The sequence below is a fragment of the Endozoicomonas sp. 8E genome (assembly GCF_032883915.1).
In the GTDB taxonomy this organism is placed as follows: Bacteria; Pseudomonadota; Gammaproteobacteria; order Pseudomonadales; family Endozoicomonadaceae; genus Endozoicomonas_A.
Genome location: NZ_CP120717.1, coordinates 4,157,461 through 4,183,697, shown reverse-complemented (window position 1 = coordinate 4,183,697; position 26,237 = coordinate 4,157,461). Strand labels below are relative to the sequence as shown.

Below are 26,237 nucleotides of genomic sequence, written 5' to 3'. Positions count from 1 at the left end.
CGGAGGGAAGTCTTGATGTTTCCTGCTAATGCTGGCCGTTCAGAGGGTCAAATCCCCATAACTGATCCAAATCGGGATGCTGGCGCTGGCAGTTCATCCAAGGGGGTTAGCAGTTTATCTAAAAGGCATTCCAGTGATCCTTGTCCCTCTGGCGTTGCGACCAGCGAAACTCCCCTGGCCAAGCGTCACTGCCGCCCATCTGTTGCAGATCAGACTGCAGGCTATTCTCCTCATAATCGGGAACAACTCGGGGGCAAGGGGATGTTTTTGTGGCGCATGAAAAAAGCTGGACTCTCTGTTCCGCCTTTCGAATGTGTGACTGCTCAAGTCATGAATACGCTTGAAAAACACCCTCTGGATAGCCATCTTTTAGACCGCTATTTTCCCGGGATTGTCCATGAGTGGGACACAGAGAACAGCCTGAGGAACATTCGTGACTACCTCAATACCTTGCCGCCTGCACAGCAAACCAAAAGGGATGACTGGCTGTCGGGTCTGGCAGAATTTATTGCCAGTGATGACTATTACGAACAGGTTAAAGATTCTGAAGCGGCTCGGCAAATAGCTGGTTTGCGCCGTCAGCTGGGTGTAATTGCTGCATCACAACCCGTTATTGTTCGCAGCTCTGGCATCAATGAGGATAATTACGGTGATGCCCAGGCGGGCAAATACCTCTCTTTGGTTCAGGGAGAAGAGGATATTTTGCGAACCTGTCTTAAGGTCATGGCTTCAGCTTACCGGCCTGAAGTCTGTCCCGAAGGCATACCGCAACCCATGGCGCTGATCATCCAGCAGTGCATTGATTGCCAGTACGGCGGAGTTGCCATGAGTTTTCAATCCTTTCAGGATGATACCGTCAGGGTTGAGTTCACACCCGGTCAACCCAGGGGGGCAGTGGCAGGGCAGTCCGGAAACAGGCCCCACCGTATTGATATTTATCGCGAGGATCGTAAGGAAGAAGCGGTCAGCTCTCAATACTTTCCGGGGACTATCTCAAGTCGCTTCATCCTGCAAAAGAACAATAACGGCTATTCGGAAACAAGAATTGATAATACCGATGCCCAGTCAGACGACGTTGGACAACAACTCAGTGATGACACGGTTTCGACACTCATGGAGTGGCTGACAGAGCTGGAAAACTTATTACTTTGCCCCGTGGATGTGGAGTTTGCTATTGATCATCAGGGGCGTCTGTTCCTTTTGCAGGTGCGCCCTGTTACCGGACTCTCTGGCGACATGGATTTTGCCATGCCCATACCCGAAGAGACCCTGGCCATTGGCCAGGGCGTCAGCGAAGGCTTCTGCACCGGTCCACTCTGGTTGGCCAGTCAGCCAGAGGCAGGCTCTATGCCAAAGGGAGCCATTGTCGTGGCCCACCACGCTGAAGACTGGATGCTTGAGCCTGAGTTCCTGAGGAGGGTTGGGGGTTTTGTCATTGCCGAGGGCGGATTCAATGATCACGTAGCGATCCTCATGAAACAGGCAGAGATAACTTTGATGCTGGCCGGTGGTCAGTTTGCGGCAGTGGCCGCTCAGGCTGGGCAACAGGCGACGCTGGCCTGCGCCCGCTTTAACGAAAAACCCGGAGCCTTTATTGTTGCCGGTGACCTTAGCGGAAAACTGGCCAGTTGCAGAAGCCTGTCCTCTGCATTTTCTGATCTATCGCTGGCAAAGGCCGTCCCGTCACGGGATGATTTGTCCCCCCCTGAAGGCACATTCCTTGAGGTTGCCAGCGGTTTTCAATGGCTCACAGATCAAAATGCCCGTCTGTTGGCAATGTTTGCCTCCGGCGGCGGACTGGATTGTCTGGCAAATCCGGTAAAACTGAGCATGTCTCCACAACGATTCAGGATACTGGCAAAGATCAGAGACAGTGTAAACAGGCTGGTTGATGGAGCTGAGGCAATGCTGGATGGGTACGGAGCATTCCTGCTGCTGGCGGGTAACAGCAGTTCATCAGAGGTTCAGTTATTGCAGGATGAAGTACCACTATTAATCAGCCGGTTCAAGACACTGAAACAGACCATCCAATCATTGCTGGAGGCTATCATCCTTCCCCAGGATGACGATGAAGAACGACAGTTATCGTTTCGTCATTGGCTGGCAGCCTGCCAACAGCTGCAATCCTTTCTTCAAGCACTCGGTCCTAAGGAGGCTGAGCAGTTCCGAAGTATCCATGAAGTGATTTTTGCGCTGCATCTGCGCTTTATAAAGGCACTGGCACCGATCACTCTGGACTCGGGTCAGGGCAGGTTATCCGGGGAAAAGAGAATCACCTATGTTGATTACACGACCCCGGGTAATCCTGATGAAAATGCGTCGCTATTGAGTGCAACCGGTAAAGCCATCATGAATGAATTAGAGCTTTCAGGGACTGTTGTCAGTATGGATGATGCCCTGGTGGTTAATCTGGGATTAGGCGTTCATGCAAGCCTTGTCGAATTATTTGAAAACGCAGAGGGTGGGAAAGGACGAACCTTGCGGCTGAAATTTTCTGACCAATTTGATAGACCTGGTGGCTTATATAAATCCGGCAAGTTACAGCGGGTCTGGTTTCTGACACAGTTACTGAAGGCCATCGAACTGGATAAAAATGCTGATCCCATGAGGCTCAGTTACAATGCGGTAGCGCGTGAAGTTATCGTCGAATGTAGGCAAATGAAATCACCTCAAGCTATGCAGTATGCCTTTGAAAAGCTGATGGTTGTTTTAGATTCTATGTCTGATCTCGATATACTCTTTGACTACGAAGATATTTTTGAAGAACCTTATTGGGATTTTAACTTGCTTGCACAACGTCTTAATTCCGTTGTTGCGACAGAAGCTGATAGATTCACCTTTCAACATTGCCTTTTTTCAATGTTTTATAAGAGCGATTACCGTATTAGTCCCGCTTGCTGCCAGTTACTCAGTAACCATCTTCAACAGTTTGTTCATCATGCTGAGCGGATAGGGGAGTGTCAGTCTTTAGTCTATTTCGGGGAAAAACCGGAGGCGAGTCTGAGGGAAATATTTATGAGTGATGAGATGAATCAGAGCCTGTGCAGGGAGCTCTTACACCATTTTTTATTGCTAGATCCCTGTTACTCTGTTGGTCCGGTTGAGGATTTTTATCACCATTTGAGAGGTCAATACTTTATTATCAAGCCATCCTACGATTACACGCTGACGTTTGTTGTTCCACCGGTTCAGTCGCTTTCGGGTATTAAAGAAAAGGTCAGGGAAGCTTTGTTGAAAGATGGGCTGGAGTATGTCAGCCAACGGGTTCGAAATGATAAAGACCTTGTACTAGAAGCCATTGCAGTACACCCATTTAACCTGAAATATGTAGGTGAAGAACTGAAGAGTGATAAAGATGTCATCATAGCCGCAGTCACTCAGGAGAGCTATTGCATGAGCTGCGTCAGCCCGAAACTCCCAAATTATGATGAGGTGGTGATCGCCGCTATCGCAAAGCGTCCAGCAGTTGTGAAGTATGCCAGTGAGAGAATCCGTAGTGATAAAAACATTATTCAAAGTGTCATTGCTCATAATATTGATTACCTGGCATATGCCAGTAATACGGTGTTAAATAGTTGCGAATATATGCTCGATTTTATTGAAAAAAATCCGCGTGCTTTTGAATTTGCCACTCCCGGGCTTAAACTTAATAAGGCTTTTATCGAGGCAGCAAAACAAAGAAATCCCGCGGTTATTCAATACACCAGAGAGTTTTCGGATAAGGTCTGAACGGCTCTGAAAAGTTGGTCAGTGCAAGCCCTGTTGCCCGCTTATTGGTATTCTTCTTATTTCGTATTTCAGGCTGACGGGCGAACTTTATAAAAATATCATTGTCTAAATGAGGTGATACATTGAATTTCTGGCAATTAAATTATGGATGAATGTTAGTATGACAGGATGTCGCGATGTTACCTTTACCTGAAAATTTTGGCAAATTAGATCCCCGAAGCCCGGGAACCTGTTCAAATCAGAACACCGGGACTGGCAGTCTATCCAACAGCGGTCGCAGTGCAACCAAAAGGCATTTCGATAATCCTGTTCCCTCTGGCCTTTCGACCAGCGAAACCCCTTTAACCAAGCGTCTCTGCCGTTTAGCTGTTTCAGAGCAGGCTGCTGGCTGTTCTCCCTGCAAACGGGAACAATTCGGGGGCAAGGGGATGTTTTTGTTGCGCATGAAAGCAGCCGGTCTGTCTGTTCCGCCCTTCGAGTGTGTTAGTGCGCAAGTCATGAATGCGCTTGAACAACACCCTCTGGATGCCCATCTTTTAGAATGCTACTTCCCCGGAATTATTTATGAACCGGAGGCGGGGACCAGCCTGGCAAACATCAGGAAATACCTCAATGCCCTGCCGCTTTCAGAGCAAACCAAAAGGGATGAATGGCTGTCGGGTATGGCGAAATTAATTGCCAGTAATGACTATTACGAACAGATCAAAGATTCTGAAGCGGCCCGACAAATCAGGGCTCTGCGCTCTCAGCTGGGCAAAGTCTCCAAATCACAGCCCGTGATTGTCCGCAGTTCTGGCATCAATGAAGATAACTACGGCGATGCCCAGGCGGGCAAATACCTTTCTGTCGTTCAAAAAGAAGACGATGTTTTAAATACCTGCCTTAAGGTCATGGCCTCGGGTTACCGGCCTGAAGTCTGTCCCGAAGGCATACCACAACCCATGGCGCTGGTCATCCAACAGTGCATTGATTGCCGATACGGCGGGGTCTTTACGAGCTTTCAATCCTTTCAGGACGATACCGTCAGGGTTGAGTACACCAAGGGTCAGCCCAAAGGCGTAGTGGCAGGACAATTCGGTAATACGCCCCATCGTATCGATATTTATCGCAAGGAAGGTGCCGAAGACGTTCAATACTATCCGGGGACCATCTCAAGTCACTTCATCCTGTACAAGCACAATAACGGCTATTCGGAAACAAGAATTGATACTGTCGATGCTCAATCAGGCGACGGTGGACAGAAACTCACGGATAAAATGGTTTCAGATCTCAAGGACGCGGTGACAATACTGGAAGACCTGTTGCTCTGCCCCGTGGATGCGGAGTTTGCCATTGATCACCAGGGTCGCCTGTTCCTGTTGCAGGTGCGCCCTGTTACCCGACTCGCTGGCGGTATGGATTTCGCCATGCCCATACCGGAAGAGACCATTGCCTCTGGCGAGAGCGTCAGCGAAGGCTACTGTACCGGGCCCATCTGGCTGGCCAGTGAACAGGACGCAGATTCTATGCCAGAGGGTGCCATTGTCGTGGCCCATCACGCTGGAGACTGGATGCTTGAGCCTGAGTTCCTGAAGCAGGCAGGAGGCTTTGTCATTGCTGAAGGAGGATTCAATGATCATGTAGCAATCCTTATGAAACAGGAAGGAAAAACGTTGATGCTGGCCGGTGATCAGCTTGCGGCAGTGGAAGCTCAGGCTGGGCAACAGGCGACGCTGGCCTGTGCCCGATTTATGGGCAAGACCGGCGCCTTTATCGTTGCTGGTGACCTTGGCGAAAAACTGGCCAGTTACAGAAGCCTGACCGCTATTGTTGCTGACGTGCCGTTAGCCGAAGCCGTTCCGTCACGGCAGGATTTGTCTCCCGCTGAAGGGACATTCGATCAGGTTACCAGCGGTTTTCAGTGGCTCACAGATCAAAACGCCCGCCTGTTGGCATTTTTTGCCTCAGGCGGCGGACTGGATTGTCTGGCAAACCCGGTAAAACTGAGTATGTCGTCACAACGGTCAAAGTTGCTGGCAGGGACCAGGGACAGTGTAAACCGGCTGATTCATGGGGCTGAAGCATTGCTGAATGGGTACAAGTCATTCCTGCAGCTGGCGGGCGAAAATGACCCATCCGAAATCGGGCCATGGCTGAATGAATTGCCGGAACTGACCAACCGGTTCAAGACGTTGAAAGAGAAAATCCAATCAGAGTTAGAAATGATCATCCTTCCCCTGCAAGCCGGTGAAGAAGGTCAGAAATCCATGGGCATTTTTCGACACTGGTTGACGGCGTGTCAGCAACTAAAGTCATCTCTTCAGGCACTCAATCCCAACACGCCTGAGCAGCTCCGAAGTGTTCATGAACTGATTTTTGCCTTGCATGAGCGCTTCGTCAAGGCACTGGCACCGGTAACTCTGGCCTCGGGTCAGGGCAAGATCACCAGGATATGGCCCATCACCTATGTAGATTGCAGGACTCCGGGTGACTCGGCTAAAAAGGTACCGCTATTCACTCACTCCTACAATGCATGCCTCGTAAGATCAGAGTGTGAAGCGACTGTCATCATTATGGATGCTGCTTTGATTGTTAACCTACAACTAGGACATCATGTGGGCCTTATCGAGCTACTTGAAGAAGCAGAAGGGGGGAAAGGACGTACCCTGCGGCTGAAATTTTCTGACCGGTTTGCCAGAGCTGATGGCAGTGATGGCAACGGCAAATTGAAACGTATGTGGTTTCTGACGCAGTTACTGAAAGCGATCAATCTGGATGAACAGGCAGATCCTATGAAGCTCAGTTGCAATGCCGTAGCGGGTGAAATGATTGTCGAATGTTCCCGAATGAAATCACCTCAAATCATGCAGGCAGCTTTTGTAAAACTGACAACGGCGTTATCTGTCATTAAGAACCTGGATGAAGGCTTAAAGTCAGCAGCCATTTTTGATGGAGATCAGTGGAGCTTTAACACCCTTGCACAACGCTTTGATAGTGATGTTACGACAGAAGCCTATAGATTCGCCTTTCAACACTGCTTTTTCTTAATGGTTTGTTCTGCTCGATATAACATTAATGAGGATTGTTTCCGGTTATTAATAAAGTTATTAAACAATCATCAAAAACAGTTTATTCTTCACAGTCAACGGTTCGCTGAATCAATAAACCCCCCTCGGGAAGCGTTAATGAATGATAAAATTCCTGAGGACACCCGCAGGGAACTCTTACAGCATTTTTTATTGTTAAAGCCCGATGACGCTGCGCCATTGTTCGAAGATGTGTATGATCTGGGAGATCAATATTTTGTTATCAATCCATCCTGCAGTTGTAGTGTAAATTTTGAGGTTTCACCCGTTCGGTCGCCTGGGGTTCACAGAGAAAATATCAAGAATGTTTTGCGCAGTCAGGGACTGAAATATGCCAGCCAACGGGTTCGAAATGATAAAGATCTTGTATTAGCGAGCATTGCCGTACATCCATACAGCCTGAAATATGTGAGTGAAGAACTGAAGTGTGATAAAGAAGTCGTTCTAACCTGTTTAAAAGCGCTCAATCTTTTGAAGACTGAGGAGGTAGACAGTGTCAATGACTTGATCTCTGACTTGTATAGGTCCTTGACAGAAGCCCGGAGACCGGTTAGCAGGGCCTCAACTCTGAGCATGCTATTCAGAGATGATGAGGTCATCTATGTTGATTGCACGACTCCGGGTGGCGCGGGTGAAAAGTCAACGTTATTGAATCCGTCCTGCAGAGCAGTCCTTGGAGAATCAGGACATTTTGAAGGGACTGTTATCAGTATGGATGATACTTTGATTGTTAACTTTGAGATAGCCGGTCTTGTCGGCGTTATCGAGCTACTTAAAAATGAAGAAGAGGAAAAAGGATGTACCTTGCGGCTGAAAATTTCTGACAATTTTTCCCACACTAATGGCAGAGATGCAACTGGCAAGTTAAAGCGTATGTGGTTTCTGGTGCAGTTACTGAAAGCGATCAATATCGATAAAAATGCTGCGAGCATGAAGCCTGGTTGCAACGCCGCAGCGGCTGAAGTGATCGTCGAATGCTCGCAAATGACATCAACCAAAGCCATGCAGGATGCCTTTGTAAAACTGATAAGGGCATTAGAGGCTGTTAGATCTTTGGATATGTTTTTAGGCCCAAGGCCTGTTTTTGAAGGGGGGCAGTGGAGCTTTAATTTGCTTGCGCAACGCCTTGATAGCGATGTTGCGGCAGAAGCCAATAGATTTGCCTTTCAACATTGCCTTTTCTTGATGGCTGAACGTTACCGATATGCCATTGATCTCGGTTGCTACCAGTTATTAAGCAGTCATCAACAACAGTTTATTGATCATGGTCATCGGTTGCTTAAATCGGAGGGCAATCCTCGGGAAGTGTTAATGAGTGATGAGCTTCCTGAGGACACCCGCAGGGAACTAATGCATCATTTTTTATTGTCAGATCCCGCTGAGGCTAATCGATGGGTTGATTTTGTGTATCCTCATTTGAAAGATGATTACTTTGTTATCAAGCCATCCTGCAGTTACAGCCTGCAGTTTGATTTTTCACCGGTTCAGTCGCTTGGTAATCATAAAGAAAGGGTCAGGAATATCCTGCGCAGGAATGGACTGAAATGTGCCAGCCAACGGATTCGCAATGATAAAGACCTGGTGTTAGCCGCTCTTGCAATACATCCAAATAGCCTGGAATATGTGAGTGAGGAGCTCAAGAGTGTTGCAGAGGTCGTCATGCTTGCAGTCACTAAAGATGGTTATTATCTGCAATATGCCAGCCCGACACTTCAGGATGATGATAAGGTTGTCATAGCCGCTGTTACAAATTCTTTAGGCGCTCTGAAATATGCCAGTGAAAGAATTCGAAGCGATAAAAACATTATTAAAATCTTGATAACTGCCAACATTAATAACCTGATATACGTCAATAAAACGATATTGGAGGATCCTGAGTACATGCTGGACTTAATTGAAAAGGATTCTGCTGCTTTTATTTTTGTTGCTTTCGAGCTTAAACAGAATGAGGCTTTTATTGAGGCAGCAAAAAAAAGAAACCCCAAAGTGAGTCAACACCTCAAGTGACACTCCCCGCCTTGTCAGGCGAGGCTTCTGACTTCACGGGCTACAGCCAGCCTATAGCGACTGGACTTACGCAGAAGCCTCCATCAGCAGTAACTGGGTGCCCCACGGTTATTTGTTGGTCTTTTGTTTGATTTATTGGGTATCTATACGGTTCCAGTCTTATATCCCCGCCCGATTGAGGCTGTCGCAAAACTCTCCCCAGCGTGGGAATGGGTTGACTCCAGTCATTCCCGGCTTCATTCTCGTCATTCCCGCGAAGGAGGCTGTCGCAAAACTCTTCATTCTCGTCATTCCCGCGAAGGCGGGAATCCACACAGACTCACCACCAGAACCGTACTGCCCGATGCCCCCTTGGCCTTGTCATCCCCGAGAAGGCAGAGATTCACCGTTGGCGCTGGATTCCCGCCTTCGCGGGAATGACGACCTCTGAGCATGGGAACAAGCTGTTGGAGTTTTGCGACAGTCTCGAAGGCGGGAATCCACACAGACTCACCACCAGAACCGTACTGCCCGATGCCCCCTTGGCCTTGTCATCCCCGAGAAGGCAGAGATTCACCGTTGGCGCTGGATTCCCGCCTTCGCGGGAATGACGACCTCTGAGCATGGGAACAAGCTGTTGGAGTTTTGCGACAGTCTCGAAGGCGGGAATCCACACAGACTCACCACCAGAACCGTACTGCCCGATGCCCCCTTGGCCTTGTCATCCCCGAGAAGGCAGAGATTCACCGTTGGCGCTGGATTCCCGCCTTCGCGGGAATGACGACCTCTGAGCATGGGAACAAGCTGTTGGAGTTTTGCGACACCCTCAGAGCGTGGGAACGAGTTGTTAGAGTTTTGCGACAGTCTCGAAGGCGGGAATCCACACAGACTCACCACCAGAACCGTACTGCCCGATGCCCCCCTGGCCTTGTCATCCCCGAGAAGGCAGAGATCCACCGTTGGCGCTGGATTCCCGCCTTCGCGGGAATGACGACCTCAGAGCATGGGACCGAGTTGTTGGGCTTTTGCGACAGTCTTGAAGGCGGGAATCCACACTGACTCACCACCAGAACCATACTGCCCGGTTCCCCCCCTGGCCTTGTCATCCCCGCGAAGGCAGAGATCCACCTTGGCGCTGGATTCCCGCCTTCGCGGGAATGACGACCTCAGAGCATGGGAACGAGCTGTTGGAGTTTTGCGACACCCTCGATTGGGCGAGGGTTTACGACGATTTTGCTAATACCCATCGTGCTTTCTAACTTTAACAGCCTTACCGCATATCTCCGGTAAGAATGATATTAGCGAAAGAACCCGGTCTGGTGGTTTTTGGTTTGCAGTGTGTCGCTTAAGCAGACGACGGCACGGATACTGCCCTTGAGAGAGGGTCAGAAGCCTGAGTGATATAATCAGGCATTTAAGTCTTAAGACTACCAAATATGTTAAAGGTAAAACAGTCAGGAAGCATGATCGCGGGCATATTGCTTCTGTTTGCAACTCAGGTTTTTGCCTGGTCTCATGTCCATATCGTTAATAAAACTGACCTCGAGGTATATGGTGAAATCAGATACATCGGCGGATCCCTTTGGGAATGTGAGACACAAACCTATGCACTCGCTCCCTGGGGGGCATTTACTGCACCTTCTCGAGGCGCATGTCTGGTACACGAAATTACCGTCAGTGCCTATGACCTTGGAAGTGGTACTCCCTATGAGTCATCGATAGGAACTGCCTTTGTCCAATTTATAGTAGTCAAGAGAGACGACGGACAGCCTATGGTGACTCGCCCTTAAGAGAGTTAACGCGTTTATTCTGGCAAGGTTAAACAGTGCCAACTGTGTTGACAGCTCATTGTTGTTTCACCTGTTGTCTGGTTCAGCCTGAGTGGTGAACTTTATAAAAAAATTATTGTCCTATGAGAGATAGGTGATTTTTTAGGCGTTAGCCATTGAATTATGGATAAATATTAATATGAGAGGGATATCTTGATGTTGCCTGAAACTATTGATTCTCAAATACCGAAAACGAACCCAGAGCAGAATACCGGGGCAGGTAGTTCAGCCAGCAGGGCTGGTTGTTCCCTCAAAAGGTATTTCAGTGATCTTGATCTCAGTGACGTTTCCCACCCAACGTGGCTAAGCAAGCGCAACTGCTGGTCACCTGTTTCAGACCAGGCTGCTGGCTGTTCTACCGCCAACCGGGAACAACTTGGTGGCAAGGGAATGTTTTTGCAGCGCATGAAGAAAGTTGGCCTGTCTGTGCCACCGTTCGAATGTGTTACTGCTCAAGTCATTAATGCTCTTGAACAACACCCTCTGGATAACCTTGACCACTATCTCCCCGGGATTGACCGTGAACTGAAGGCAGAGACCTGCCTGAAGAACATCCGTGAACACCTCAATGCCTTGCCGCCTTCAGAGCAAAGCAAAAGGGATAACTGGCTGCTGGGTCTGGCGCAATTTGTTGCCAGTGATGACTATTACGAACAGGTTAAAGATTCTGAAGCGGCCCGACACATCAGGACTCTTCGCCATCAGCTGGACAAGCTCTCCAGATCACAGCCTGTTATTGTCCGCAGTTCCGGCATCAACGAAGATAACTACGGCGATGCCCAGGCGGGCAAATACCTCTCGGAAGTCCAGGGAGAAGAGGACGTGTTGCGTACCTGCCTTAAGGTCATGGCCTCAGGTTACCGGCCTGAAGTCTGTTCCGAAGGCATACCGCAACCCATGGCACTGATCATCCAACAGTGCATTGATTGCCGATACGGCGGTGTCGTCATGAGCTTTCAATCTTTTCAGAAAAATACCATCAGAGTTGAGTACACACGTGGTCAACCCAGAGGCGTAGTGGCAGGGCAGTCCGGTAACCGGCCCCATCGTATTGATATTTATCGCCAAGATCACAAAGAAGAAGCTCACAGCTATCAGTACTTTCCCGGAACAATCTCCAGTCACTTTGTCTTGCACAAGAATAATAACGGCTATTCGGAAACAATCATTGATAATGCCGATGCTCAATCAGACGACAGTGGACAGAAACTCACTGATAAAATGGTTTCAGATCTCAGGGATGCAGTGACAAAACTGGAAGACCTTTTGCTCTGCCCCGTGGATGTGGAGTTTGCTATCGATCATCAGGGTCGTCTGTTCCTGTTGCAGGTGCGTCCTGTTACCCGACTCTCTGGCGGCATGGATTTTGCCATGTGCATACCCAAAGAGACTCTGGCCATTGGCGAGGGCATCAGTGAAGGCTTCTGCACCGGACCACTCTGGCTGGCTAAAAAACCACAGGCAGACTCTATGCCAAAGGGCGCTATTGTCGTCGCCCGGCACGCAGAAGACTGGATGCTTGAGCCCGGCTTCCTGAAACGGGCAGGAGGTTTTGTGCTGGCCGAAGCCGGATTCAATGATCATGTAGCGATCCTCATGAAACAGGAAAAAATAGCCTTGATGCGGGCCGGTGATGAGTATGCGGCTGTGATCGCTCAGGATGGCCAACAGGCGACGCTGGCCTGCGCTCGCTTTAACGGTGAGCCCGGCGCCTTTATTGTTGTCGGTGACCTGGCCGGAAAACTGGCCAGTCACAGAAATTTATCCTCTGCCTTCTCTGATGTGCCGCCGGGAAAGGCCGTCCCGTCACGGGATGATTTGTCTCCCTCTGAAGACGCACTTTGTCAGGTCGCCAGCGGTTTTCAGTGGCTCACGGATCAAAATGCCCGCCTGCTGGCATTTTTTGCCTCCGGCGGCGGACTGGATTGTCTGGCAAACCCGATAAAACTGAGCATGTCGCCGCAACGATCAGAGTTATTGGCAGACACCAGAGAGATCATAAGCCGACTGATTTATGGAGCTGAAAAGCTGTTGCAGGGTTATGAGGCATTCCTGCGGCTGGCGGGCGACAGCAGTTCATCCCAGGTTGAGCCATTGCTGGATGAATTACTGCACTTGTCCAACCGCTTTGAGACGCTGAAACAGACCATCCGATCCGGCCTGGAGAGTGTCATTATGCCAATGCAAGCTGCTGAAGACGGGCAGCTATCTCCGGTAATTTTTCGTCATTGGCTGGCAGACTGCCATCATTTGCAATCCTGTCTTCAAGCACTCAACACCATTCAGGCTGAGCAGGTCCGGAGTGTCCATGAACTGATTTTTGCTGTACATCAGCGCTTCGTAAACGCGCTTGCACCGATCACTCTTGCTTCGAGTCAGGGCAAGGTCTCTCTGGAAAATCGCATCACCTATGTTGATCACAGGACTCCGAGTGAAACGGCACCGCTACTGAGTCCAGCCTGCAAAGCATCCCTCGAAGGATTAGTGTTTCGTAAAGCGATTGTCGTCTGTATGGATGAAGCCTTGATTGTTAACCTGAAGTTAGGAACTCATGTGAGTCTTATCGAGCTACTTGAACGTGCAGAGGGGGGGAAAGGACGAACCCTGCGGCTGAAATTTTCTGACCGTTTTCATAGTGCTGATGGCAGTGGTTCACCCGGCAAGTTAAAACGCATGTGGTTTCTGGTGGAGTTACTGAAAGCGATCGAACTAGATAAAAATGCAGGTAGCATGAAGATAAGCTGTAACGCTGTAGCGGGTGAAATTATCGTCGAATGCACTCGCATGAGATCACGCGAAAACATGCAGGAGGCCTTTGTAAAACTGACAAATGCATTGTGTTCATTAGTGGGTCTGGATCATTGCTTAAGTCCAATAACTCTGTTTGAAGGAGGTCGGTGGAGCTTTAACCGGCTTGCACAACGTCTTGATGCACAACGTCTTGACAGCGATGCTTCGGCAGAAGCTAATAGATTCGCCTTTCAGCATTGCCTTTTCTCAATGGTTGATAGTAGCCGAGATGGCATTGTTCCAGAGTGTTACCAGTTATTAAGCAAGCATCAACAAGAGTTCATGGATCAAGGTCGATGTCTGGTCAAATCGAAGGACAATGTTTGGGAAGTATTAATGAGTGATCAGGTCTCTGAAGATATCTTACGGGAGCTATTACATCATTTTTTATTGTCACATCCTGGTAACGCTATTCAATGGGTTGAGTTCTTGTATCCTCATCTTAAAGATCAATACTACGTTATCAAACCGTCCTACAGTTACAGTCTGGAGTTTGATGTGCCACCGATGCAGTTGCTCGGGGGGCAAAAAGAAAGGGTCAGGAGTTTCTTGCTCAAGCATGGCATAGAATGTGCCAGCCAACGAATTCGAAATGACAAAGACCTTGTTTTAGCGGCTCTTGCAATAGATCCATATAGCCTGGAATATGTCAGTGAAAAGCTGAGGAGTGATAAACAGGTCGTCCTCGCTGCAGTCAGCAGAGAGGGTTATTGCCTGCGATATGCCAGCCCCAAACTGCGGGATGATGAAGAGGTTGTCATAGCCGCTATGGAAGATTATCGAGAAGCCCTGGAATATGCCAGTGACAGAATCCGAAGCAATAAAAAAATATTATCAAAGCTTTAATGGGGCCCAGTTTTGATATCTTGAGATATGTCAGTAAAGCGGTGTTGAAGGATCGCAGGTATAAGTACTCAACCATACGAAATCATATTTTCTGACTCATTGTTCAGGCACTCGCGGCAACTGCTCCTGCGTTGCTCTAGCTCCTGCATCCATGCAGTCGTGCGGTTGCAATAAATTGGTCTAAAAATCCCTGTTTCTTCGTCAAATAGCTCGCTATTCTCCTCAGAAACAGAGATTTTTATCCTCAATTTCTTGCAATCCTCGCTACGGACGCTTAAGTCCGACAGGCTGCTAGCTCCTGCATCCATGCAGTCGTGCTGCGTTGCAACTCTGGTCACATAGCTTGCTGTGTTCCCGTCGTTGCGCCTTGCAGAGCACCTGCCCAATAAGCCAGAAATATTCGATTCCGTATGGCTGAGTACTTAAGCTGAACTTTATAAAAAAATTATTGTCAGAAGGTTAATTGACGTTTTTTCCATTGAATCATGGATGAATATTAACATGGGAGGGATATCTTGATGTTACCTACTAATTCTCAAATGTCAGCTCTTCGGAGTCCAACAACGAATCCAGATCAGATTACCGGGACTGGTAGTTCATCCGGCAGGGTTGGTAGTTTATACGGCAGGGCTGTTAATTACCTCAAAAGATATTTCAGTTATCTTGATAGCACTGGCGTTCAAGACCCGACGTGCCTTAGCAATCGCACCTGCTGTTCATCTGTTTCAGATCAGGCTGATGACAATTCTCCCCTCAACCGGCACCAGGTTGGGGGTAAGGGACTGTTTTTGCAACGCATGAAGGAAGCCGGTCTGCGTGTTCCAGCGTTCAAATGTGTGACAACTCAGCTCGTTCATGCGCTTGAACAACACCCTCTGGATCCTCACTCTTTAACTCGCTATCTTCCCGATATCGCCTATGAGCCGGGTGTGCAGAGCAGCCTGACGCACATCAGGGAATACCTCAATACTTTGCCACCTACAGAACCCATCAAAAGAGCCGGGGTGCTGACGGGGCTGGCAGAATTTATTGCCAGTGATGACTTTTATCAGCAGGTTAAAGAGTCTGAAGCGGCCCAACAAATCAGAGACCTGCGTCTTCAGCTGGACAAACTCTCCCTGTCACAACCGATTATTGTTCGCAGTTCTGGCATCAACGAAGACAATTATGGCGATGCCCAGGCAGGCAAATACCTCTCTGAGGTTCAGGGAGAAGAGGATGTTTTGCGTACCTGTCTGAAAGTCATGGCTTCAGGCTACCGCCCTGAAGTCTGCCCCGAAGGCATACCGCAACCCATGGCTCTGATCATCCAGGAGTGTATTGACTGCCAATACGGCGGGGTCATCATGAGCTTTCAATCTTTTCAGAATGGTACCACCAGGGTTGAGTACACACACGGTCAGCCCAGAGGTGTGGTTGCGGGGCAGTCCGGTAACACGCCTCACCGTATCGATATTTTTCACGAGGAAGGCCCTGACAGCTATCAATATTTTCCCGGTACGATTTCAAGTCACTTTGTCCTGAACAAAAACAATAACGGTTATTCAGAAACAAGAATTGATAATTCCGGTGTCCAGCCAGACGACGGTGAACAGTTACTTGGTGATCAAACGGTCTCAGATCTCAGAGAGATGGCGACAACGCTGGAAAACCTGTTGTTCTGCCCCGTGGATGCGGAGTTTGCCATCAATCGTAAGGGTCTGCTGTTCCCGGTGCAGGTGCGCCCTGTTACCCGACTCTCTGGCGGCATGGATTTTGCCCTGCCCATACCCGAAGAGACCATTGCCACAGGTGCGGGTGTCAGTGAAGGCTTTTGCACCGGAACGCTCTGGCTGGCCAGACGACAAAAGGCAGACTCTATGCCAGAGGGTGCCATTGTCGTGGCCCCAAACGCTGAAGACTGGATGCTTGAGCCCGGCTTCCTGAAGCGGGTTGGTGGTTTTGTCATTGCCAAAGGAGGATTCAATGATCATGTTGCGATCCTTATGAGACAAGAACAAAAAACGTTGATGCTGGCCGGTGGGCAGCTTGCGGCAGTGGAAGCTGAGGTTGGGCAACAGGCGACACTGGCCTGCGCCCGCTTTAACGATAAGCCCGGTGCCTTTATTGTTGCCGGTGACCTTACCGGAACATTGGCCAGTCACAGAAGCCTGTCCTCTGCTGTTTCTGATGTGCCGTTAGCCAAAGCCGTCCCCTCGCGGAATGATTTGTCCTTTCCTGAAGGCGCATTCCTTCAGGTTGCCAGCGGTTTCAAATGGCTCACGGATCAAAATGCCCGCCTGCTGGCATTTTTTGCCCCCGGTGGCGGACTGGATGGTCTGGCAAACCCGCTAAAACTCAGCATGTCGCCACAACGATCCAGGATACTGGCAGAGACTAAAGACAGCGTAAATCGGCTGGTTTATGGGGCTGAAGCCCTGTTGCAGGGTTACCGGGCCTTCTTACAGCTGGCGGGTGAGAAAGGTTCGCCCGAGGTTCAGTTATTGCGGGATGAATTGCCGCAACTGATCAGCCGGTTCGAGACGTTGCAAAAGACTATCCAATCAGGGCTGGAGAGTGTCATTCTGCCCATGCAAGCCGCTGAAGAAGGGCGGCTATTCCCCGGTATCTTTCGTCAATGGCTGGCCGATTGCCATAAACTACAATCCGATCTTCAGGCACTCAACCCCAGGAAAGCTGAGCAGGTCCGAAGTGTCCATGAGCTGATTTTTGCCCTGCATCAGCGCTTTGTAGAGGCACTGGCACCGGTCACTCTGGCTTCGGGGCAGGGCAGGATATCTACAGAAAAGAAAATCACCTATGTTGATTGCACGACTCCGGGTGGCTCAGGTGGAAAGGTGCCGTTATTGAGGCTGTCCGGCAAAGCATTGGTTGAACAATCAATGCATCCGGTAACTGTCGTCAGTATGGATGATGCCTTGATGGTTAACCTGGAGCTTGGGCATCATTTTGGCCTTATCGAGGCGCTTGAATGCGCAGAAGGAGGGAAAGAACGAACCTTGCGGCTTAGATTTTCAGACCAGTTTCAGAGCCCTGATGGCTATCAGGAACCCGGCAAGTTGAAGCGTATGTGGTTTCTGGCGCGGTTGCTGAAGGCAATTGAACTGGATAAAGAGGCAGATGGTATGAAGATCAGTGTCAATCCCGCAGTGGGTGAAATGATTGTTGAATGCTCCCGAATGTCATCACGTAAAATCCTGCAGGAGGCTTTTGAAAAACTGATAACGGCATTGTATTCAACCCACAGTGTGGATCTGTTCTTACGTAATATAACCCTTTTTGAAGGAGATCAGTGGTGCTTTAATTCGCTTGCACAACGCCTTGATAGCGATGTTATGACAGAAGCCGATCGATTCGCCTTTCAAAAATGCTTAATTCAACATGGCTTATGCACACTATATTACTCCGATGCGATCGGTATTTCAGATGCTTGCTACTCGTTCTTAAGTGACCATCAACAACAGCTTATTAATCATAGTCGGCGGTTCTTTCAATCGGAGAAGAATTTTTCGGAAGTGTTAATGAGTGGTGAGGTGGATGAGGACACCCGCAGGGAGGTACTGCATCATTTTTTATGGCTCAATCCCGATGAGGCGACTCCACTGTTTGAGCTTGTCTATCGTCGTTTGAGAGGCCAATACTATATTATTAAACCATCATGCGATTATACGCTGATGTTTGATGTGCCACCGGGGCAGCCGCTTCCCGATCACAAAGAAAAGGTCAGGAATGTTGTGGTGAAGGAAGGGCTGACATATGCCAGCCAGCAGGTTCGAAATGATAAAAGCCTTGTATTAGCGACCCTTGCAAGACATCCAGATAACCTGAAATATGCGAGTGAAGAACTCAAGAGTGATGAAGTGGTCGTCATGGCCGCAGTTACTAAAAAAGGCTCATCTCTGCAATATGCCAGCCAGAAACTTCAGGATAATTATGAAATTGTCATGGCTGCAGTCAATAGACATAGCAGTTATCTAAAACTTGCCAGCCCGAGACTTCGGGATAATTATGAAATTGTCATGTTCGCAGTCTCACAGGATGGCATATGTCTCGAATATGCCAGCCCGAGACTTCGGGATAATGAAGAGATTGTCAGGGCTGCAGTTGCCGATTTTTCAGGACCTATGTCTTATGCCAGTGAAAGAATCCGAAGCGATAAAAAGATTATTAAAAACCTGATAGCCGTTAATATTAATATTCTACAAAACGTCAGGAAAACATTATTGAATGACCGGGAGTATATGCTGGACTTAATTGAACAGAACTCTAGTGCTTTCAATTATGCGTCTGGTGAGCTTAAACAATATAAGGCTTTTATTGAGGCAGCAAAAAAAAGAAACCCTGAACTGATTCGACACCTCAAGTAAGCTCCGAACAAGGTTTCATTTATTCTGACAACGTTAAACAGTGCCAACTGTGTTGACAGCTCATTGCTGTTTCCACTATTGCGTGGTTCAGCCTGAGTGGTGAACTTTATAAAAAAACGACTGTCAAAGGTTTATTGACCTTCCAGTCATTGAGTTACATGGATGAATAATAACATGAGAGGGCTATTTTGATGTTACCCGCTTATTCTCAAAGGGCAGATTCTCCGACTCCGGCAACCAATTCAAATCAGATTCCCGGGGCTGAGGGTCTATCCGACGGGGCTGAGAGTACACACAAAAGCTATTTCAGTGATCCTGATCCTACTAGCGTTCCCGTCCAGACATCGTTAGCCGATCGTCTTTGCCGTTCACCGGTTTCAGATCAGGCTGATGACTATTCTCCCCCCAACCGACATCAGCTTGGGGGTAAGGGAATGTTTTTGCAGTGCATGAAGGAAGCCGGTCTGCCTGTTCCACCCTTTGAATGTGTGACAACCCAGGTCATGAATGCACTTGAACATCAGCCCCTGGATCGCCATCGCCTGGCCCGCTGTCTCCCCTGGATTCCTGATCAACTGGATGCAGAGATCAGCCTGTCGAAGATCAGGAAATGCTTCGCTACTTTGCCGCCTTCTGAGCAAACCAAAAGGAATGATTGGCTGGCGGGTCTGGCATCATTTATTGCCAGTGATGACTATTACGAACAGGTTAAAGATTCTGAAGCAGCCCGGGAAATCAGAGACCTGCGCTCTCAGCTGGAAGAACTCTGCCCATCACAGCCGATTATTGTCCGCAGCTCTGGCGTTAATGAAGATGACTACGGCGATGCCCAGGCGGGCAAATACCTCTCGAAACTTCAGGGAGAAGAGGATGTGTTGCGAACCTGCCTTGAGGTCATGGCTTCAGCTTACCGGCCTGAAGTCTGCTCCGAAGGCATACCGCAAACGATGGCACTGATCATCCAGCAGTGCATTGATTGTCGATATGGCGGGGTTGCCATGAGTTATCAATCCTTTCAGGAGAATACCGTCAGGCTTGAGTACACATTGGGTCAGCCCAAAGGTGTCGTGTCAGGGCAGTCCGGTAACAGGCCCCACCGTATTGATATTTATCGTGAGGATCGCATGGAAGAAGTTAACCGTTCCCAGTACTTTCCCGGGACGATCTCAAGTTACTTTATCCTGAAAAAAAATGATAACGGCTATTCGGAAACTGAGGTTTTTGATGCCGATGCCCAATCAGACGACGGCAGATATGCACTCACTGATGACATGGTTTCAGAACTCATTGAGTATGTGACAAGACTGGAAAACCTGTTGTTCTGCCCAGTGGATGTGGAGTTTGCCATCAATCGTCAGGGTCGCCCGATCCTGTTACAGGTGCGCCCTGTTACCCGACTCTCTGGCGGCATGGATTTTACCATGCCTATACCCGAACAGACCCTGGCCATTGGCGAAAGCGTCAGCGAAGGCTACTGTACCGGACCCATCTGGCTGGCAAAAAAACGAGAAGCAGGCTCTATGCCAGAGGGAGCCATTGTTGTGGCCCACCACGCTGAAGACTGGATGCTTGAGCCCGGGTTTCTGAAGCGGGCAGGGGGTTTTGTCTTTCTCGAAGGTGGATTCAATGATCATGTAGCCATCCTCATGAAACAAAAACGAAAAACTTTGATGCTGGTTGGTGGTCATTTTGCGGCAATGGATGCGCTCGTTGGCCAACAGGCGACGCTGGCCTGTGCCCGTTTCAGGGGTCAGCCCGGCGCCTTTGTTGTCGCCGGTGACTATACCGAAAAACTGGCGTGTTACAGCAGTCTGTCCTCTGATTTTGCTGAGGTTCCCTTAGCAAAAACTCTCCCGTCACGGGATGATTTGTCCCCTCCTGCAGGCACTTTCTATAGGGTTACCAGCGGCTTTCAATGGCTCACGGACCAAAACGCCCGGCTCCTGTCATTCTTTGACGCCAGCAGCGAACTGGATTGTCTGGCAAACCCGATAAAACTGAGCATGTCGCCGCAACGTACAGAGCGACTGGAAGAGACCGTAGACGGGGTAAAAAGGCTGATTTATGGGGCTGAAGCTCTATTGGAAGGTTACCAGGCATTCTTGCGGCTGGCTGGAAAAAAGGGTTCTCCCCATATCATGTTATTGCGGGATGAATGGCCTCTCCTGATGGACCGGTTTGTGGAGCTGAAAGAAACTGTGGGATCAGAGTTAGACAGTATCATTCTTCCAATGCAAGCCGCTGAAGAAGGGCTGGTCTCCCCGGGAATGTTTCGTCAGTGGGTGGCTGCCTGCCACCAGCTGCAATCCTCTCTGCAAGCACTCAACCCCAGAGAAGCTGAGCAGGTTCGAAGTGTCCATGAGCTGATTTTTGCCCTGCATCAGCGCTTCGTAGAGGCGCTGGCACCGGTCACACTGACCTCGGGTCAGGGCAAGATATCTATGGAAAAGAACGTCACTTATGTTCAGTGCTCGACCCCGGGTGAAACAGTACCGCTAATCAGTGCGTCCTGCAAAACATCTCTCAAGAGATTAGTGCGTCATGCGACGGTCGTCACTATGGAGGGTGCCTTGATTGTTAACATGAAGTTTGGCGAACACTGGGGCTTAATTGAGCTGCTTGAAAAGGCAGAGGGGGGAAAAGAACGAACCTTGCGGCTGAAATTTTCTGACACATTTATTACACCCGATGGTAGTGAGGATCCCGGCAAGTTGAAACGTATGTGGTTTCTGGTGCAGTTACTGAAAGCCATCGACCTGGATAAAAATGCTGATAGTATGCAGCTAAGCTGCAACGCCGTTGCAGGGCAGATTATCGTCGAATGCCCGCGAATGACATCACCTGAAAAAATGCAGGAGGCTTTTGAAAAACTGATAACAGCTCTGCTTGCTGTTCAGAATCTGGATCTTTTTTTAGAGGATAAAAGCATTTTTGAAGAAGTTAACTGGAACTTTAACCTGCTTCTACAACGCCTTGATAGTGATCTTGTGACAGAAGCCGATAGATTCGCCTTTCAACATTGCCTTTTCTTAATGGCTTGTAGTGAGCAATATGACATTCTTCCCGGTTGCTACCGGTTATTAAACGACCAGCAGGTGCAATTTATTGATCATTCCCGGCGGTTAGTTAATTTGGAGAATTCTTATGAGAAAGTGCTAATGAGTGATGATATCGGTGAGGCCACCCGCAGGGAACTTTTGCATCATTTTTTATTAGTTGATCCCGGATGGACTATTCCATTGGTTGAGGATGTGTATCCCCATTTGAGGGGTAAAAGTTTTATTATCGAACCATCAGAAGATTACCAGTTGAAGTTTGTTGTTTCACCCGATCAGCCGTTCAGGGAACATGAAGAAAAAGTCAAGAAAGCCTTTCAGAAGAATGGGCTTCTATATGCCAGTCAACGGCTGCGAGATGAATACTTTGCTTTTAGATACGATCAATAATTTTGTGAATCCGGTCTGAATCTATTCTGACAACCTTGAACTTATTGTCATTTTTACTGGTGCCTGTTTCAGACCAAAGGTTGAACTTTATTGAGGTACCAGTTATTGATTCACGTTATGAAAGGGATATCTTAATGTTAAATGTCAATTCTGATAAATCGAATGATGGACTCCTGACAGCTTATTCAAGTCAGAATAACCGGGCTGGCAGTCCATCCAGAGGAACTGATAGTTCGCCCAAAAGGCATCTCGGTGATTCTGATTCCAGTGGCGTTTCGATTGGCGAAACGCCACTAGCCAAGCGTCTCTGTCGTTTATCTGTTTCAGATCAGACGCCTCCCAAGCGGGAAGAACTGGGGGGTAAGGGAATGTTTTTGTGGCGCATGAAAAAAGCCGGTCTGACTGTTCCGTCATTTGAATGTGTGACAGCCCGAATCATGAACGCGCTTGAGCAACACTCTCTGGATACCGGGCTTTTAGCCCGCTATCTCCCAATGATTGAATATGAACTTGAGGCAGGGAAAGAGATCAGCCTGACGAACATCAGGGCATGCCTCAATGCCATGCCACCTTCAAAGCAGACCAAAAGGAATAACTGGCTGGCGGGTCTGGCAGAATTTATTGCCAGCGAAGACTATTACCAACAGGTTAAAGATTCTGAAGCGGCCCGAAAAATCAGGGGGCTGCACAGTCAGGTGGGCGGACTCTCTGCATCACAGCCCATGATTGTTCGCAGTTCCGGCATCAATGAAGATAATTACGGCGACGCCCAGGCGGGCAAATACCTCTCTTTAGTTCAGGGAGAAGAAGATATTTTGCGAACCTGTCTTAAGGTCATGGCTTCAGCTTACCGGCCTGAAGTCTGCTCCGAAGGTATACCGCAACCTATGGCCCTGATCATCCAACAGTGCATTGACTGTCGATACGGCGGAGTCGCCATGAGCTTTCAATCTTTTCAGAATAATACCCTCAGGGCAGAGTTTACATCGGGTCAACCCAGAGGCGTAGTGGCAGGGCAGACCGGTAACACGCCCCACCGCATCGACATTTATCGCAAGGATCGCAAAGAAGAAGCGGTCAGCTATCAATACTTTCCCGGGACGATCTCAAGTCACTTTGTCTTGCACAAGAACGATAACGGCTATTCGGAAACAATAATTGATAATGTTGATGCTCAATCGTACGACGGTGGACTGCAACTCACGGATACAACGGTTTCAGAACTCATGGAGGCGGTGATAAAGCTGGAAAACCTGTTGCTTTGCCCCGTGGATGTGGAGTTTGCCGTTGATCATCAGGGTCGCCTGTTCCTGCTGCAGGTACGCCCTGTTACCCGGCTCGCGGGCGACATGGTTTTTGCCATGCCCATACCCGCAGAGACCCTGGCCATTGGCGAGAGTGTCAGTGAAGGCTATTGCACCGGCCCCCTCTGGCGGGCTGAAAAAAGAGAAAAAGACGGTATGCCACAAGGCGCCATTGTCGTCGCCCACCACGCTGAAGATTGGATGCTTGAGCCGGAGTTCCTGAAGCAAATGGGGGGCTTTGTCTTTGCCAGAGCAGGATTCAATGATCATGTAGCGATCCTCATGAAACAGCAAAGAATAACCTTAATGCGGACCAATGATCAGAGTCCGGTATTTGCCGCTGAGAATGGCCAACAGACGACACTGGCCTGTGGCCGCTTTAAAGGCAAGCCCGGAGCCTTTATTGTTGCCGGTGACATGACAGACAAACTGGTCAGCCACAGAAGCCTGGCAAGTGTTTTTTCTGATGTGCCTTGCGCGAGTGCGATTCCGTCCCGGGAGGATTTATCAATTCCTGAGGGCAAGTTCTGTCATGTCGCCAGCGGCTTCAAATGGCTAACGGATCAAAATGCCAGGCTTTTGGCATTTTTTGCCTCCGGTGGTGGACTGGATTGCCTGGCAAACCCGGTAAAACTGAGCATGTCGCCAGATCGCTCAAAGCAATTGGCAGAGACCAGAGATAGCGTGAAGCGGCTGATTCATGGAACTGAAGCACTGTTAGCTGGATACAGGGCATTCCTGAGGCTGGCTCGAAAAAGTCGACCACACCTGACCAGGTCATTGCGGGATGAATTGCCGCAACTGAGCAAAGGGTTCAAGACGCTGAAACAGACCATCCTGTCAGGGTTAGATAGTATTACCCTGCCAATCCAGGCCGCTGAAGAAGGGCATGTATCCCCGGGAATCCTGAGTCAGTGGGTGGCAGATTGCCATCAGCTGCAATCCTGTCTTCAGGCACTGGACCCTGTGCAGGCTGAACAGGTCCGGAGTGTCCATGAGCTGATTTTTGCCCTGCATCGACGTTTCGTAGAGGCACTGGCCCCCGTCACTCTGGCTTCTGTTCAGGGCAAGGTATCTACAAATAAGAACATCACCTATTTTGATTTTACCACTCCGGGTGAAGAGTCATCGCTATTGGGACTGTCAGGCAAAGCATCCATGGACGGGTTGAGGCTTTCAGGGACTGTCATCAGTATGGATGAAGCCGTAATTGTTAACCTCGAGTTAGGATGTCACGTGGGCCTTATCGAGCTGCTTGAGAACGCAGACGGGGGTAAAGGACGAACCCTGCGGCTGAAATTTTCTGACCAATTCAATACACCTGATGGTGTTGGAAAAACCGGCAAGTTTAATCGTGTGTGGTTTCTGGTGCAGTTACTGAAAGCAATCGAGCTGAACAAAGATGCCGATAGCATGCATGTGAATGGCAATGCTGTAGCAGGTGAAATCACTGTTGAATGCACGGGAATAGCATCACGTGAAACCATGCAGCATGCCTTTGAAAAACTGATCATTGTGTTAGATTCAATGGCTGAACTGGATCTAAAGTTTCGGAATAGGGTTATTTTTGAAGGAGGCCAGTGGGACTTTAGCTTGCTTGTAGAACGGCTTAATCGAGATGTTGCGACAGAAGCCGATAGATTCGCCTTTCAACATTGCCTTTTCTTAATGTTTTACAAACAAGGTTGGTGCATCACTCCGGCTTGCCGGGGGTTATTGAGCGATCAGTTTCAGCGTTTTACTGAACATACACAGCGGTTAGGTGAGTGCACGCGGGCAATTTTTTGGCGACGAAAATCGGAGGACAGCCTGCGGGAAATGCTAATGAGTGATGAGATCGCTGAGGACACTCGCTGGGAACTCCTGCATCATTTTTTATTGGTAAACTTCAGTTACGCCACTCGATTGGTTGAACGTCTGTATGGCCTGGAAAATCAATACTTTGTGATCAATCCATCCTGCAGTTACAGATTGGAGTTTTATGCTCCACCGGGACAGCCGTCCGGGGATCATAAAGAAAAGGTCAGGAATGCCCTGCTCATGCATGGGTTGATATATGCCAGCCAACGGGTTCTGAATGATAAAGAACTTGTATTAGCCGCCATTACAAAACATCCCGAACAACTGCAATACGTGAATGAAGAACTGAGGAATGATACTGATGTCGTCATGGCATCAGTCACTCGAGATGGCAATCAGCTGCAATATGCCAGTCCAGAACTTAAGAATAATGTCAGGGTGGTAATGGCGGCTGTCGAACAATGTCCAGACGCTCTGAGGTATGTCAGTGAAAAAATGCGAAGCAATCAAAATATTATTAAAATCGCAATGGCTAACGATATTCAATACTCAGAATATGCCAGTGAAAGTGTATTGAGTGATCGCGATTTTATGCTGGACTTAATTGCAAAAAATCATCGAGCTTTCAAATATGTTGCTTTTGAGCTTGAACAGGATAAGGATTTTATTGAGGCAGCAAGACACAGAAACCCCAAAGTTATTAAATACATCAGGAAACTTTCGGATAAGGTCTGATTGGCTCTGAAAACGTTGACCGGTTCAAGTCGTCTTGCCACACCTTATTGCCGCTTTCCTGTTGTGCTCTTCAGCCTGAGTGGTGAACTTCATAAAAATATCATTGTCAAAAGTACCAAACGTTTTAAGTACTCAGCCATACGGAATCGAATATTTCTGGCTTATTGGGCAGGTGCTCTGCAAGGCGCAACGACGGGAACATACAAGCTATGTGACCAGAGTTGCAACGCAGCACGACTGCGTGGATGCAGGAGCTAGCAGCCTGTCGGACTTAAGACTGTCCTACTGCGGTTGCAATAAATTGGTCTAAAAATCCCTGTTTCTTCGTCAAATAGCTCGC

At 48.7% G+C, this 26,237-nt stretch carries 11 protein-coding genes; all 11 read left to right on the top strand.

All coding sequences use genetic code 11. From position 1 onward, the window contains the following. Positions 1–15 precede the first annotated feature (15 nt). The 11 genes from P6910_RS13800 (at position 16) to P6910_RS13750 (ending at position 25,897) form a co-directional block, all read left to right on the top strand. Entirely contained in the window at positions 16–3,729 is a 3,714-nt protein-coding gene (locus P6910_RS13800; RefSeq protein ID WP_317141870.1) for a PEP/pyruvate-binding domain-containing protein, read from the top strand. Between the two features lie 176 nt (positions 3,730–3,905). Beyond that, positions 3,906–8,801, top strand: coding sequence for a DUF4116 domain-containing protein (locus tag P6910_RS13795; protein ID WP_317141869.1), 4,896 nt, complete (start codon positions 3,906–3,908; stop codon positions 8,799–8,801). Positions 8,802–8,928: 127 nt separating this feature from the next. Then, on the top strand, positions 8,929–9,231 hold the full coding sequence (locus P6910_RS13790) for a hypothetical protein (RefSeq protein ID WP_317141868.1): 303 nt from the start codon (positions 8,929–8,931) through the stop codon (positions 9,229–9,231). A 2-nt stretch (positions 9,232–9,233) separates the two neighbouring features. Further along, positions 9,234–9,401, top strand: coding sequence for a hypothetical protein (locus tag P6910_RS13785; RefSeq protein WP_317141867.1), 168 nt, complete (start codon positions 9,234–9,236; stop codon positions 9,399–9,401). A 2-nt stretch (positions 9,402–9,403) separates the two neighbouring features. Continuing rightward, positions 9,404–9,571: a hypothetical protein gene (locus P6910_RS13780; protein ID WP_317141867.1), complete on the top strand. Its 168-nt coding sequence runs from the start codon at positions 9,404–9,406 to the stop codon at positions 9,569–9,571. 123 nt (positions 9,572–9,694) lie between these two features. Beyond that, a complete protein-coding gene (locus P6910_RS13775) occupies positions 9,695–9,820 on the top strand; it encodes a hypothetical protein (RefSeq protein ID WP_317141866.1) in 126 nt (41 codons plus the stop codon). Further along, the gene (locus P6910_RS13770) at positions 9,784–10,020 is read left to right on the top strand and encodes a hypothetical protein (RefSeq protein WP_317141865.1); all 237 of its coding nucleotides are present in this window, start codon (positions 9,784–9,786) and stop codon (positions 10,018–10,020) included. The genes P6910_RS13775 and P6910_RS13770 overlap by 37 nt, the downstream gene beginning before the upstream one ends. Before the next feature lie 745 nt (positions 10,021–10,765). Then, positions 10,766–14,245: a DUF4116 domain-containing protein gene (locus P6910_RS13765; RefSeq protein ID WP_317141864.1), complete on the top strand. Its 3,480-nt coding sequence runs from the start codon at positions 10,766–10,768 to the stop codon at positions 14,243–14,245. A 518-nt stretch (positions 14,246–14,763) separates the two neighbouring features. Beyond that, positions 14,764–18,612, top strand: a complete 3,849-nt coding sequence (locus P6910_RS13760; RefSeq protein ID WP_317141863.1) for a DUF4116 domain-containing protein — start codon at positions 14,764–14,766, stop codon at positions 18,610–18,612. A 191-nt stretch (positions 18,613–18,803) separates the two neighbouring features. Then, positions 18,804–22,058, top strand: a complete 3,255-nt coding sequence (locus tag P6910_RS13755; RefSeq protein ID WP_317141862.1) for a PEP/pyruvate-binding domain-containing protein — start codon at positions 18,804–18,806, stop codon at positions 22,056–22,058. Between the two features lie 134 nt (positions 22,059–22,192). Continuing rightward, entirely contained in the window at positions 22,193–25,897 is a 3,705-nt protein-coding gene (locus tag P6910_RS13750; protein WP_317141861.1) for a DUF4116 domain-containing protein, read from the top strand. Positions 25,898–26,237 lie beyond the last annotated feature (340 nt).

What these genes read in the sequence shown, in the direction of transcription:
- P6910_RS13795 (WP_317141869.1), top strand. Translation starts at nt 3,906, where the DNA reads ATGTTACCTTTACCTGAAAATTTTGGCAAATTAGATCCCCGAAGCCCG.
- P6910_RS13800 (WP_317141870.1), top strand. Translation starts at nt 16, where the DNA reads ATGTTTCCTGCTAATGCTGGCCGTTCAGAGGGTCAAATCCCCATAACT.
- P6910_RS13780 (WP_317141867.1), top strand. Translation starts at nt 9,404, where the DNA reads ATGGGAACAAGCTGTTGGAGTTTTGCGACAGTCTCGAAGGCGGGAATC.
- P6910_RS13755 (WP_317141862.1), top strand. Translation starts at nt 18,804, where the DNA reads ATGTTACCCGCTTATTCTCAAAGGGCAGATTCTCCGACTCCGGCAACC.
- P6910_RS13765 (WP_317141864.1), top strand. Translation starts at nt 10,766, where the DNA reads ATGTTGCCTGAAACTATTGATTCTCAAATACCGAAAACGAACCCAGAG.
- P6910_RS13775 (WP_317141866.1), top strand. Translation starts at nt 9,695, where the DNA reads ATGCCCCCCTGGCCTTGTCATCCCCGAGAAGGCAGAGATCCACCGTTG.
- P6910_RS13785 (WP_317141867.1), top strand. Translation starts at nt 9,234, where the DNA reads ATGGGAACAAGCTGTTGGAGTTTTGCGACAGTCTCGAAGGCGGGAATC.
- P6910_RS13760 (WP_317141863.1), top strand. Translation starts at nt 14,764, where the DNA reads ATGTTACCTACTAATTCTCAAATGTCAGCTCTTCGGAGTCCAACAACG.
- P6910_RS13770 (WP_317141865.1), top strand. Translation starts at nt 9,784, where the DNA reads ATGGGACCGAGTTGTTGGGCTTTTGCGACAGTCTTGAAGGCGGGAATC.
- P6910_RS13750 (WP_317141861.1), top strand. Translation starts at nt 22,193, where the DNA reads ATGTTAAATGTCAATTCTGATAAATCGAATGATGGACTCCTGACAGCT.